At 62.4% G+C, this 12,423-nt stretch carries 11 protein-coding genes; 6 read left to right on the top strand and 5 right to left on the bottom strand.

The window, feature by feature from the left end; genetic code table 11:
* Positions 1-53 precede the first annotated feature (53 nt).
* Positions 54-1,091: a rod shape-determining protein MreB gene (mreB, locus tag HU749_RS05450; protein ID WP_002555108.1), complete on the bottom strand. Its 1,038-nt coding sequence runs from the start codon at positions 1,089-1,091 to the stop codon at positions 54-56.
* Positions 1,092-1,305: 214 nt separating this feature from the next.
* Here mreB and gatC point away from each other — a divergent pair, with 214 nt between their 5' ends.
* The 6 genes from gatC (at position 1,306) to HU749_RS05420 (ending at position 6,606) form a co-directional block, all read left to right on the top strand.
* Positions 1,306-1,593: an Asp-tRNA(Asn)/Glu-tRNA(Gln) amidotransferase subunit GatC gene (gene gatC, locus HU749_RS05445; protein ID WP_020297123.1), complete on the top strand. Its 288-nt coding sequence runs from the start codon at positions 1,306-1,308 to the stop codon at positions 1,591-1,593.
* 16 nt (positions 1,594-1,609) lie between these two features.
* On the top strand, positions 1,610-3,061 hold the full coding sequence (gatA, locus tag HU749_RS05440; RefSeq protein ID WP_186650106.1) for an Asp-tRNA(Asn)/Glu-tRNA(Gln) amidotransferase subunit GatA: 1,452 nt from the start codon (positions 1,610-1,612) through the stop codon (positions 3,059-3,061).
* 10 nt (positions 3,062-3,071) lie between these two features.
* A complete protein-coding gene (gene gatB, locus HU749_RS05435; protein ID WP_003197813.1) occupies positions 3,072-4,517 on the top strand; it encodes an Asp-tRNA(Asn)/Glu-tRNA(Gln) amidotransferase subunit GatB in 1,446 nt (481 codons plus the stop codon).
* A gap of 223 nt (positions 4,518-4,740) precedes the next feature.
* Positions 4,741-5,118, top strand: a complete 378-nt coding sequence (locus HU749_RS05430; RefSeq protein ID WP_014336618.1) for a septal ring lytic transglycosylase RlpA family protein — start codon at positions 4,741-4,743, stop codon at positions 5,116-5,118.
* A gap of 49 nt (positions 5,119-5,167) precedes the next feature.
* A complete protein-coding gene (locus HU749_RS05425) occupies positions 5,168-6,229 on the top strand; it encodes a calcium/sodium antiporter (RefSeq protein ID WP_095963071.1) in 1,062 nt (353 codons plus the stop codon).
* A complete protein-coding gene (locus HU749_RS05420) occupies positions 6,226-6,606 on the top strand; it encodes a carboxymuconolactone decarboxylase family protein (RefSeq protein ID WP_024616067.1) in 381 nt (126 codons plus the stop codon). Before HU749_RS05425 ends, HU749_RS05420 begins: the two co-directional genes overlap by 4 nt.
* 108 nt (positions 6,607-6,714) lie before the next feature.
* Here HU749_RS05420 and HU749_RS05415 read toward each other — a convergent pair whose 3' ends face one another.
* From HU749_RS05415 to HU749_RS05400, 4 genes are all read right to left on the bottom strand, one after another.
* Positions 6,715-7,656, bottom strand: coding sequence for an AEC family transporter (locus HU749_RS05415; RefSeq protein WP_046063174.1), 942 nt, complete (start codon positions 7,654-7,656; stop codon positions 6,715-6,717).
* Between the two features lie 262 nt (positions 7,657-7,918).
* Entirely contained in the window at positions 7,919-9,472 is a 1,554-nt protein-coding gene (garD, locus tag HU749_RS05410) for a galactarate dehydratase (protein ID WP_014336613.1), read from the bottom strand.
* Positions 9,473-9,485: 13 nt separating this feature from the next.
* Positions 9,486-10,850: an MFS transporter gene (locus HU749_RS05405; protein ID WP_079302669.1), complete on the bottom strand. Its 1,365-nt coding sequence runs from the start codon at positions 10,848-10,850 to the stop codon at positions 9,486-9,488.
* Positions 10,851-10,935: 85 nt separating this feature from the next.
* Positions 10,936-12,381 (bottom strand): aldehyde dehydrogenase family protein, encoded by a 1,446-nt coding sequence (locus tag HU749_RS05400; protein WP_014336611.1) that lies wholly within the window; start codon positions 12,379-12,381, stop codon positions 10,936-10,938.
* Positions 12,382-12,423: the final 42 nt, after the last annotated feature.

The raw sequence follows: 12,423 nt of genomic DNA, 5'->3' as shown, positions 1-12,423 counted from the left end.
GCAGCACTGCAAAGTGCTGCCCGGGAGCGAACAACATAGACGATCCAGCCAACTTATTCGCTGGAGAGCAGGTCCATGGTGTGCTTGTCCATCATTTCCAATGCACGGCCACCGCCGCGGGCAACACAGGTCAACGGGTCTTCGGCAACGATCACCGGCAGGCCGGTTTCCTGGGCCAGCAGCTTGTCGAGGTCACGCAACAGCGCGCCACCACCGGTCAGCACCAGGCCGCGCTCGGCGATGTCCGACGCCAGCTCCGGCGGCGACTGCTCCAGGGCGCTCTTGACGGCCTGGACGATGGTCGCCAGCGACTCTTGCAGCGCTTCGAGCACTTCGTTGGAATTGAGGGTAAAGGCCCGTGGAACGCCTTCGGCCAGGTTGCGACCGCGTACGTCGACTTCGCGCACTTCACCGCCCGGATAGGCCGTGCCGATTTCCTGCTTGATGCGCTCGGCGGTGGATTCGCCGATCAGGCTGCCGTAGTTGCGACGCACATAAGTGATGATCGCTTCGTCGAAACGGTCGCCACCCACACGTACGGATTCGGCGTAGACCACACCGTTGAGGGAGATCAGCGCGATTTCAGTGGTACCGCCACCGATGTCGACGACCATCGAGCCGCGGGCTTCTTCCACCGGCAGGCCGGCACCGATGGCAGCGGCCATTGGCTCTTCGATCAGGAACACTTCACGGGCACCGGCACCGAGGGCCGATTCACGGATAGCGCGTCGCTCTACCTGGGTGGACTTGCATGGAACGCAGATCAGCACACGAGGGCTGGGCTGCAGGAAGCTGTTTTCGTGAACCTTGTTGATGAAGTACTGCAGCATCTTCTCGCAGACGCTAAAGTCGGCGATCACACCGTCTTTCATCGGGCGAATGGCCGCGATGTTGCCCGGTGTACGGCCCAGCATGCGCTTGGCTTCCGTACCGACAGCCACGACACTTTTCTGGTTACCGTGGGTGCGGATGGCCACGACCGAGGGTTCATTCAGGACGATACCGCGCTCGCGCACGTAAATAAGGGTGTTGGCAGTGCCCAGGTCAATGGAAAGATCGCTGGAAAACATGCCACGCAGTTTCTTGAACATGGGAAAGGGACCCTAGGCAACGCGTGGGTAAAAAAGTGCGGCAAACTCTAACAACGACAGGGATTTTGGGCAAGGCGCCAATATGTTAAATTGGCCGCTTTTCTGTGCACCAAACCCCACAATCGCGGGTATAGACCCGTAGAAATGCGGTAGTGTTCCGACAATCTAACACACGGACAGATTACGTCCGTTTTGTTTTCCACTGGAGAATCCCATGGCGCTTGAACGCTCCGACGTGGAAAAAATCGCTCATCTGGCCTGCCTGGGCCTCAATGAAGCCGATCTTCCACACATCACTTCTGCCCTGAACAGCATTCTGGGGCTGGTCGACGAGATGCAGGCGGTCGATACCGACGGCATAGAACCGCTGGCCCACCCACTGGAAGCCAGCCAGCGCCTGCGCGCCGACGTCGTGACCGAGTCCAATCACCGCGAGGCCTACCAGTCCATCGCACCAGCGGTCGAAAACGGCCTGTACCTGGTTCCGAAAGTCATCGACTAAAGGGAAAGAGCCTCTCATGCATCACATGACCCTGGCCGAGATCGCCCGCGGACTCGCCGATAAAAAGTTTTCTTCCGAAGAACTGACCCAGGTCCTGCTGGCGCGCATCGCCCAGCTCGACCCGCAGCTCAACAGCTTCATCAGCCTCACCCAGGAGCTGGCCCTGAGCCAGGCCAAGGCCGCCGACGCCCGGCGCGCCAACGGTGAAACCGGCGCCCTGCTCGGTGCGCCGATTGCCCACAAGGACTTGTTCTGCACCCAAGGCATCCGCACCAGCTGCGGCTCGAAGATGCTCGACAACTTCAAGGCCCCGTACGATGCCACCGTGGTCGCCAAGCTGGCCGCCGCCGGCACCGTGACCCTGGGCAAGACCAACATGGACGAATTCGCCATGGGCTCGGCCAACGAGTCGAGCTACTACGGCGCGGTGAAGAACCCGTGGAACCTGGAACACGTACCGGGCGGCTCGTCCGGCGGTTCCGCCGCAGCCGTGGCCGCACGCCTGTTGCCGGCCGCCACCGCCACCGACACCGGCGGCTCGATTCGCCAACCCGCGGCGTTCACCAACCTTACTGGCCTCAAGCCCACCTACGGCCGCGTCTCGCGCTGGGGCATGATCGCCTACGCCTCCAGCCTCGACCAGGGTGGCCCGCTGGCGCGCACCGCCGAAGACTGCGCGATCCTGCTGCAAGGCATGGCCGGCTTCGACCCGAACGACTCCACCAGCATCGATGAGCCAGTGCCGGACTACAGCGCCAGCCTCAACGGCTCGCTGCAGGGCCTGCGCATCGGCGTGCCGAAGGAATACTTCAGCGCCGGCCTCGATCCACGCATCGCCGAGCTGGTCCATAACAGCGTCAAGGAGCTGGAGAAGCTCGGCGCGATCATCAAGGAAATCAGCCTGCCGAACATGCAGCACGCGATTCCCGCGTACTACGTGATCGCCCCGGCGGAAGCGTCCTCGAACCTGTCGCGTTTCGACGGCGTGCGCTTCGGCTATCGCTGCGAGAACCCGGAAAACCTGATCGACCTGTACAAGCGCTCCCGTGGCGAAGGCTTCGGTGCCGAAGTGCAGCGCCGGATCATGGTCGGCGCCTACGCGTTGTCCGCCGGCTACTACGACGCCTACTACCTCAAGGCGCAGAAAATCCGTCGCCTGGTGAAGAACGACTTCATGGCCGCCTTCAACGAGGTCGACATCATCCTCGGCCCAACCACGCCGAACCCGGCCTGGAAGCTCGGCGCCAAGAACAGCGACCCGGTCGCCGAGTACCTGGAAGACGTCTACACCATCACCGCCAACCTCGCCGGCTTGCCGGGCCTGTCCATGCCGGCCGGTTTCGTCGATGGCCTGCCGGTAGGCGTGCAGTTGCTCGCGCCGTATTTCCAGGAAGGCCGCCTGCTCAACGTGGCTCACCAGTATCAGTTGAACACTGACTGGCACACCCGCACCCCAACCGGCTTCTGAGGAGAAACACATGCAATGGGAAGTCGTGATCGGGCTGGAGATTCATACCCAGCTCACCACCCGGTCGAAAATCTTTTCCGGTAGCTCCACCACATTCGGCTCCGAGCCCAACACCCAGGCCAGCCTGGTGGACCTGGGCATGCCCGGTGTACTGCCGGTGCTCAACGCCGAAGCGGTGCGCATGGCGGTGATGTTCGGCCTGGCGATTGACGCCGAGATCGGCCAGCACAACGTGTTCGCCCGCAAGAACTACTTCTACCCGGACCTGCCCAAGGGCTACCAGATCAGCCAGATGGAATTGCCGATCGTTGGCAAGGGCCACCTAGACATCGCCCTGGAAGACGGCACGGTCAAGCGCGTCGGCATCACCCGTGCGCACCTGGAAGAAGACGCCGGCAAGAGCCTGCACGAAGAATTCAATGGCGCCACCGGCATCGACCTGAACCGTGCCGGCACGCCGCTGCTGGAAATCGTTTCCGAGCCGGACATGCGCAGCGCCAAGGAAGCCGTGGCCTACGTCAAGGCAATCCATGCGCTGGTGCGTTACCTGGGCATCTGCGACGGCAACATGGCCGAAGGCTCGCTGCGCTGCGACTGCAACGTGTCGATCCGGCCCAAGGGCCAGGTCGAGTTCGGCACCCGCTGCGAGATCAAGAACGTCAACTCGTTCCGCTTCATCGAGAAGGCGATCAACAGCGAGATCCAGCGCCAGATCGAACTGATCGAGGACGGCGGCAAGGTCATCCAGCAGACGCGCCTGTACGACCCGAACAAGGACGAGACCCGTCCGATGCGCAGCAAAGAGGAAGCCAACGACTACCGTTACTTCCCCGACCCGGACCTGCTGCCGGTGGTCATCGAGAATTCGTTCCTCGACGAGGTGCGCGCCACCCTGCCGGAACTGCCACCACAGAAACGCGAGCGCTTCCAGGCGCAATTCGGGCTGTCGAGCTATGACGCCAACGTCCTGGCCACCAGCCGCGAACAGGCCGATTACTTCGAGAAAGTCGTGAGCATCGGCGGCGACGCCAAGCTGGCGGCCAACTGGGTGATGGTCGAGCTGGGCAGCCTGCTGAACAAGCAGGGCCTGGAAATCGACCAGTCGCCGGTCTCGGCCGAGCAACTGGGCGGCATGCTGGTGCGGATCAAGGACAACACCATTTCCGGCAAGATCGCCAAGATGGTGTTCGAAGCCATGGCCAATGGTGAAGGCAGCGCCGACGAGATCATCGAGAAGCGCGGCTTGAAGCAGGTCACCGACACCGGCGCCATTTCCGCCGTGCTCGATGAAATGCTCGCGGCCAACGCCGAGCAAGTCGAACAGTACCGTGCGGCAGACGAAGCCAAGCGCGGCAAGATGTTCGGCTTCTTCGTCGGCCAGGCCATGAAAGCCTCCAAGGGCAAGGCCAACCCGCAACAGGTCAACGAACTGCTCAAAAGCAAGCTCGAGGGCTGATGACCATGGGGCCAGATTTCAAGCCTGGCTCCCTTCGTCCTTGTGGGAGCGAGCCTGTGGGAGCAAAGCTTGCTCGCGATGAAGACACCTCGATCCATCAGTGGACCGCGTTATCGTTCATCGCGAGCAAGCTTTGCTCCCACAGGCTTTGCTCTCACTGGCTTAGCTTCCACAGGCTTTACTCCCACTGGTCAGCTCCCATATCTGTAGTTGGAAACCCCACATGAAGCGTCTCCTCGGCGCCTGCGCCCTGCTGTCCCTGCTGGCCGGTTGCGCCAGCCAGAGTGGGACGGTCGATCCACACGGCTACGACCAGACCGGCGTCGCCTCTTATTACGGTGCCCGGCACCATGGCAAACGCACCGCCAGCGGCGAGCGTTTCAACCAGAATGGCCTGACCGCCGCCCATCGCCAGTTGCCGTTCGGCACTCGGGTGAAAGTCACCAACCTGAAAAACAACGACAGCGTCGTGGTCCGCATCAACGACCGCGGCCCGTATACTCGTGGTCGTTTGATCGACGTATCCCGCGCAGCCGCCGAACAACTGGGCATGTTGCGCAGCGGCACCGCACGGGTGCGCGTGCAAGCCCTCGACGACTGATAGACGGAGCCCGGCCATTTCCCTACTCACCGCCCTACCGCTGCTCAGCCTGATCGAATTGTTCGGCGCCCTGCTGTTGCTCATCGGCGGTGCCGAACTGCTGGTACGAGCCGCCGTGGGCCTGGCGGCACGCTTGCAGGTACGGCCGCTGATCATCGGGCTGACCGTTGTCGCGTTCGGCAGCAGCGCCCCACAAATGGCCGTCAGCCTGCAGGCAACCCTGGCGCAAAACGCCGACATCGCCGTGGGCAGCGTGATCGGCAGCAGCATTTTCAACATCCTCGTCACCCTCGGGCTCTCGGCGCTGATCATTCCGCTGCGCGTCTCGCGCCAACTGGTGCGCCTGGACATCCCGTTGATGATCGGTGCCAGCCTGCTGGTGTTCGTGCTGGCCTGGAATGAAGAACTGACCCGGTTGGACGGCGTATGGCTGCTGGTGGCCCTGGCGGTGTACCTGGGCCTGTTGCTGCGCCAATCGCGACACTCGGGGCGACCGCACGCCGAGGGTATCACCGTGGCCCAGGGGTCCTGGCCCAAGAGCCTGTCGATGATCGTGCTGGGCCTGGCCATGCTGGTTTTCGCCGGCCACCTGCTGCTGGGCGCCGCGGTGGAAGTGGCGACGGACCTGGGGCTTTCGGAACGCATCATCGGCCTGACCATCGTCGCCGTCAGCACCTCGCTGCCGGAACTCGCCACCTCGCTGATCGCCGCCCTGCGCGGCCAACGGGACATTGCGGTAGGCAACGTGATCGGCAGCAACCTGTTCAACCTGCTGGGCGTGCTGGGAGTAACCGCCCTCGCCGCGCCCACGCCGCTGTCGGTCTCGCCGAACGCCCTGGATTTCGACCTGCCGGTGATGCTCGGCGTGGCGGTGCTGTGCCTGCCAGTATTCTATTCCGGTTATCGTGTCACCCGCGCCGAAGGCCTGCTGTTACTGGGCTTGTACCTGGCCTACGGGCTGCACGTGGTGTCGTTCACCACCGGCATGCCCCTGGCCGGCCAACTGGAACGGCTGATGCTGTTCTATGTGTTGCCGGCCCTGCTCGCATTCTTGCTGTTCACCTCCCTGCGCGCCTGGCGCCGCCAACACCACAAGAGGGATTTGCCATGACCGACACTCCAAAGACCGGCCTGGACATGCGTCGCCAGGTCATGGGCGACGCGTTCGTCGACCGCGCGCTGGGCAACGCCACCGAATTCACCCAACCCTTGCAGGACTTCGTCAACGAACATGCCTGGGGCAGCGTCTGGAGCCGCGACGGCTTGCCGTTGAAGACCCGTAGCCTGATCACCCTGGCCGCCCTCACTGCCCTCAAGTGCCCGCAGGAACTCAAAGGCCACGTGCGTGGCGCGCTGAACAACGGCTGTACGGTGGAAGAGATTCGCGAGGCATTGCTGCATTGCGCGGTGTACGCGGGCGTGCCGGCGGCGATCGATGCGTTTCGGGCGGCGCAGGAAGTGATCGATAGTTATCAGAAATCTGAGTGACTGTTAGATCGCTATCGCGAGCAGGCTCGCTCCCACAGGTGATTGCGATATACCTGTGGGAGCGAGCTCGCTAGCGATTTGGACCTCAAGAACAGCGCAAACCCAAGCCTAGATCCACCCACCCCACTGCAACACAAAGATCCCCAGGTTGGTGGTAATCGCCGCCATCAGCGTGGTGATGACGATGATCGCCGCCGCCAGTTCATGGTTGCCGTCGGCCGCCCGGGCCATGACGTAACTGGCGGCGGCGGTGGGGCTGCCGAAGTACAGGAACAGGATCCCCAGCTCCGCCCCGCGAAAGCCCCAGAGCCAGGCACCGAGGGTGGCCACCAGTGGCAGGCCGACCATCTTCACCAGGCTTGAGCTCAGGGCCATCTTGCCGCTCTTGCGCAGGGCCGCCAGCGACAGCGTGCCGCCGATGCAGATCAACGCCAGGGGCAAGGTCATTTGCGACAGGTACTTGGCCGAGGTCTCGAACCAGTTCGGCAGGCCGATCTGCCAATAGGCGAACGGCGCGGCGATGATCACGCTGATGATCAACGGGTTGCTGATCACACTCTTGCAGATGCTCCACGGGTCAGACTTGATCACCGGGCTGTAGACCGCCAGCACGATGGTCGACAAGGTGTTGTAGAACAGGATCACCAGCGCCGCGAGAATCGCCCCCAGGGAAATCCCGTAGTCGCCATACATGCTCGCGGCCAGTGCCAGGCCGATGACCCCGTTGTTGCCGCGAAACGCACCTTGGGTATAGATGCCGCGATCTTCGCGCGGGCAACGCCAGATCGCCCAGCCCCAGGCCATCGCGAAGCTCACCAGGGTAGCGATGGAAAAGTAGATCAGCAGGTCGGGCTGCAACGCCGCATGCAGGTCGGCATGCAGGATGCCGAGGAACAACAGCGCCGGCATGGTGACGTTGAACACCAGGGACGAGGCGATGTGGATGAAGTTGTCGTTGATCCAGTTGATGCGCTTGAGCAACGCCCCCAGAAACAGCATGGCAAACACCGGCGCGGTGATGTTCAGGGTTTCGAGGAAAATTGCCAGCATGCCGGGGACCTTGAGAGAGGCGTCGTTAGGTGGCTAATGATAAGCCACTCACGGCATTGGCGTCTGTTAGAGCGCTATCGTCGGATCAGCTTGCATCAATGCTGAATGTGCCGCCGCCATCGCGAGCAAGCTCGCTCCCACACTGGATCGGCGGCGGTCACAGAATCCGCAATCATCCCCACATCCTTTGTGGGAGCGAGCTTGCTCGCGATGGCCATGTCAGCAACACCATCGCCAGCAAGCTCTAGCCCTGCAATCAGGCTCAGGTAATCGGTGCCGGGTTGAACAAGGTGATGTCGTTGTACAGTTTGTGCCGCTCGGCCCAGGTCTGTTTCTTGCCGCTGGCCACGTCCAGGTAGTAGTGGAACAGCTCCCAGCCCAGTTCCTCGATGGTCGCCCGTCCAGTGGCGATCCGGCCGGCGTCGATGTCGATCAGGTCCGGCCAGCGCTGGGCCAGTTCGGTGCGGGTCGAGACCTTTACCACCGGGGCCATGGCCAAGCCGTACGGCGTGCCGCGGCCGGTGGTGAACACGTGCAGGTTCATCCCCGCCGCCAGTTGCAGCGTGCCGCAGACAAAGTCACTGGCCGGCGTGGCGCAGAAGATCAGGCCCTTTTGCTTGAAGCGCTCGCCCGGGCCGAGCACGCCGTTGATCGCGCTGCTGCCGGACTTGACGATCGAGCCCAGGGACTTTTCAACGATGTTCGACAGCCCGCCCTTCTTGTTGCCTGGCGTAGTGTTGGCACTGCGATCAGCCTCGCCCTTGGCCAGGTAACGGTCGTACCAGTCCATTTCACGCACCAGTTCCTGGGCCACTTCCTGGGTTTGCGCCCGGGAAGTCAGCAGGTAGATCGCATCGCGCACTTCGGTGACTTCGGAGAACATCACCGTCGCCCCCGCCCGCAGCAACAGGTCCGAGGCGTAGCCCAGCGCCGGGTTGGCGGTGATGCCGGAGAACGCATCGCTGCCGCCGCACTGCATGCCCAGGATCAACTCCGAAGCCGGTACGGTTTCGCGACGGCGCTGGTCGAGTTTCTTCAGACGGGTCTCGGCCAGTTCCATGATCTGCTCGATCATTTCGGTGAAACCGTGGCTGGAATCCTGCAAGCGATACAACCATGGCTCGCTGAGGTCCACCGAACTGTCGCCTTCATGCATGACCTGCCCGGCCTGCAATTTCTCGCAGCCCAGGCTGATCACCAATGCCTCACCCCCCAGGTTCGGGTTGCGCGCCAGGTTGCGCACGGTGCGGATCGGGATGTAGGCATCGGTGGCAGTGATCGCCACGCCACAGCCATAGCTGTGGGTCAGCGCCACCACGTCATCGACGTTCGGGTACTTGGGCAGCAGCTCATCCTTGATGCGCTTGACCGCATGGTCCAGCACCCCGGTCACGCACTGCACCGTGGTGGTGATGCCCAGGATATTGCGTGTGCCGACGGTACCGTCGGCGTTGCGGTAACCCTCGAAGGTGTAGCCCTCCAGCGGCGCATCGGCCACCGGCACGTCGGTGGACAGCGGCAGGCTGTCCAGCGGCGGCGCGGTGGGCATGCGCAACTGGTCTTCCTTGACCCAACTGCCGCGAGGGATTGGTTGCAGCGCGTAGCCAATGACCTGGCCGTAGCGAATCACCTCGCCACCCTCGGGAATATCCTGCAGCGTGACCTTGTGGCTCTGCGGCACAAAGTCGACGGTGACCAGGCCGTCCGGGAACTCGGTCCCGGCCGGTACGCCCTGGTCATTAACGACGATCACTACGTTGTCCCGCTCGTGCAGGCGGATGTAACGCGGCGAATCGGCATGTTCAATCAGTTGCATGGACGCCGCTCCTTCAGGATTTAGCTTCAGACAGGCTGGAGATGTCGACATCCTTGGCCGTTGGTTCCTTGAGCACGACACGCTTGATCGGCCCGACGATGACCAGGTAGCTGAACACCGCTACCAGCGCGTTGCAACCGACGAACACCAGTGCCCATTTGAACGAGCCAGTGGCGCTGATGATGTAGCCAATGACGATTGGCGTGGTGATCGATGCCAGGTTACCGAAGGTGTTGAACAGGCCACCGCTCAGGCCAGCGATCTGTTTTGGCGACGTGTCGGAGACCACGGCCCAGCCCAGTGCGCCGACGCCTTTACCGAAGAAGGCCAGGGCCATGAAGCCCACCACCATCCATTCGATGTCGACGTAGTTGCACGCCACGATGCTGCTGGACACCAGCAGGCCGGCGATGATCGGCGCCTTGCGGGCGAAGGTCAGCGAATGGCCCTTGCGCAGCAGGTAGTCGGAAATCACCCCGCCCAGCACACCACCGATGAAACCGCAGATCGCCGGCAAGGACGCAATGAAACCGGCCTTGAGGATGGTCATGCCGCGCTCCTGCACCAGGTACACCGGGAACCAGGTCAGGAAGAAGTAGGTGATGCCATTGATGCAGTACTGGCCCAGGTACACGCCGAGCATCATGCGGTTGGTCAGCAGTTGACGGATGTAATCCCACTTCGGACCGTCGGCTTTCTTCTCCTTGCCCTTGTCCTGGTCCATGTCGACCATCGCGCCGTTGGCAGCGATGTGATTGAACTCGGCCTCGTTGATCATCGGGTGCTGGCGCGGGCTGTAGATCACCTTCAGCCAGACCAGCGAGAACACAATGCCGATTACGCCCATCACAATGAACACGTGCTGCCAGCCGAAACGGTAGACGATCCAGCCCATCAGCGGTGCGAACAACACGGTGGCAAAATATTGCGCCGAGTTGAAGATCGCCGAGGCGGTACCGCGTTCTGCGGTGGGGAACCAGGCGGCGACGATCCGTGCGTTGCCCGGGAAGGACGGCGCTTCGGCCAGCCCAACCAGGAAGCGCAGCATGAACAGCGCAACCACGGCCGTGGACATGCCGAATTCACCGACATAGCCTTGCAGCACGGTGAACAGCGACCAGGTGAAAATGCTCAAGGCATAGATTTTTTTCGAGCCGAAACGGTCGAGCAGCCAGCCGCCGGGAATCTGCCCGGCCACGTAGGCCCAGCCGAAAGCGGAGAAGATATAACCGAGGGTGACGGCATCGATGCCGAGGTCTTTTTGCAGGCTGGAGCCTGCGATGGCGATGGTGGCACGGTCGGCATAGTTGATCGTCGTCACCAAAAACAGCATGAGCAGGATCAAATAGCGGACGTGCGTCGGCTTGGTCTCTTGCATGTAATCTACTTCCACTATTTATTTTTATACGGGAAATCAATGTGTGCGGTCGGCACCGGTGCCCGGTGCCGACCGGTGTTGCGTTTTACGATCCGATGTAAGAGGTCTTCACCACGGTGTAGAACTCTTGCGCGTAGCGACCTTGCTCACGCGACCCATAGGACGAACCTTTGCGCCCGCCGAACGGCACGTGGTAATCCACGCCGGCGGTCGGCAGGTTGACCATCACCATGCCCGCCTGGGAATGGCGCTTGAAGTGGTTGGCGTACTTCAACGAGGTGGTGGCGATACCGGCGGACAGACCGAACTCGGTGTCGTTGGCCATCGCCAGTGCCGCCTCGTAGTCAGCCACGCGCACGACGTTGGCCACCGGGCCGAAGATCTCTTCGCGGCTGATGCGCATCGAGGCTTCGCTGTCGGCGAACAGGGTCGGTGCCAGGAAGTAACCTTCAGTGTCGCACGTCACCAGGCCGCCACCGCTGACCAACCGCGCACCTTCGCTCTGGCCGATGTCGATGTACTTCAAGTCCTGGCTGAGCTGGGCTTCGGAAACCACCGGGCCGATATCGGTGCCGGCCTTCAATGCATGGCCAACCTTGATCGACTGCATGCGCTCGGCCATGGCCTCGACGAACTTGTCATGGATGCCGGCGGTGACGATCAGGCGACTGGAGGCCGTGCAGCGCTGCCCAGTGGAGTAGAACGCGCTCTGTACTGCCAGTTCGACGGCCTGCTTGAGGTCGGCATCGTCGAGGATGATCTGCGGGTTCTTGCCGCCCATTTCCAACTGCACCTTGGCCTGGCGCGACACGCAGTTGACCGCGATCTGCCGCCCTACGCCCACGGAGCCGGTAAAGCTGATGCCGTCGACTTTCGGGCTGTTGACCAGCACTTCGCCAACCACGCGGCCGCTGCCCATCACCAGGTTGAACGCACCGGCCGGGAAACCGGCACGGGAAATGATCTCGGCCAGGGCCCAGGCGCAGCCCGGCACCAGTTCGGCAGGCTTGATCACCACGCAGTTGCCGTAGGCCAGGGCCGGGGCGATTTTCCACGCGGGAATGGCAATCGGGAAATTCCACGGGGTGATCAGGCCAACCACACCGAGGGCTTCGCGGGTCACTTCGACGTTGACGCCCGGGCGCACCGACGGCACGTAATCGCCCGACAGGCGCAGGCATTCACCGGCGAAGAACTTGAAAATGTTACCGGCGCGGGTCACTTCGCCGATGGCTTCGGGCAGGGTCTTGCCCTCTTCCCGGGCCAGCAGTTGGCCGAGTTCTTCACGGCGGGCGAGGATCTCGCTGCCGACTTTGTCCAGCGCATCGTGACGGGCCTGGATGCCCGAGGTCGACCAGGCAGGGAAGGCGGCGCGGGCGGCTTCGATGGCGGCATTGACTTGCGCTGCGTCAGCCTTGGCGTATTCACCGATGACATCGGACAAGTCAGACGGGTTGACGTTGGTGCAATAGTCAGCACCGGCTACCCATTGGCCGTTGATGTAGTTATCGAAACGCTTTGAATCTGCCACGGAGCTACTCCTTCTACAAAAGCTGTCTAGGAACGCAGAGCG

The organism is Pseudomonas ogarae (assembly GCF_014268695.2).
GTDB classification, from domain to species: domain Bacteria; phylum Pseudomonadota; class Gammaproteobacteria; order Pseudomonadales; family Pseudomonadaceae; genus Aquipseudomonas; species Aquipseudomonas kilonensis.
This window is presented reverse-complemented; position numbering and strand designations above follow the sequence as displayed.

Bases quoted from the DNA above. Each gene is read 5' to 3' on its own strand.
- garD (WP_014336613.1), bottom strand. From the start codon at position 9,472: ATGCAACTGATTGAACATGCCGATTCGCCGCGTTACATCCGCCTGCAC.
- gatA (WP_186650106.1), top strand. From the start codon at position 1,610: ATGCATCACATGACCCTGGCCGAGATCGCCCGCGGACTCGCCGATAAA.
- gatB (WP_003197813.1), top strand. From the start codon at position 3,072: ATGCAATGGGAAGTCGTGATCGGGCTGGAGATTCATACCCAGCTCACC.
- HU749_RS05405 (WP_079302669.1), bottom strand. From the start codon at position 10,850: ATGCAAGAGACCAAGCCGACGCACGTCCGCTATTTGATCCTGCTCATG.
- HU749_RS05415 (WP_046063174.1), bottom strand. From the start codon at position 7,656: ATGCTGGCAATTTTCCTCGAAACCCTGAACATCACCGCGCCGGTGTTT.
- HU749_RS05420 (WP_024616067.1), top strand. From the start codon at position 6,226: ATGACCGACACTCCAAAGACCGGCCTGGACATGCGTCGCCAGGTCATG.
- mreB (WP_002555108.1), bottom strand. From the start codon at position 1,091: ATGTTCAAGAAACTGCGTGGCATGTTTTCCAGCGATCTTTCCATTGAC.
- HU749_RS05430 (WP_014336618.1), top strand. From the start codon at position 4,741: ATGAAGCGTCTCCTCGGCGCCTGCGCCCTGCTGTCCCTGCTGGCCGGT.
- gatC (WP_020297123.1), top strand. From the start codon at position 1,306: ATGGCGCTTGAACGCTCCGACGTGGAAAAAATCGCTCATCTGGCCTGC.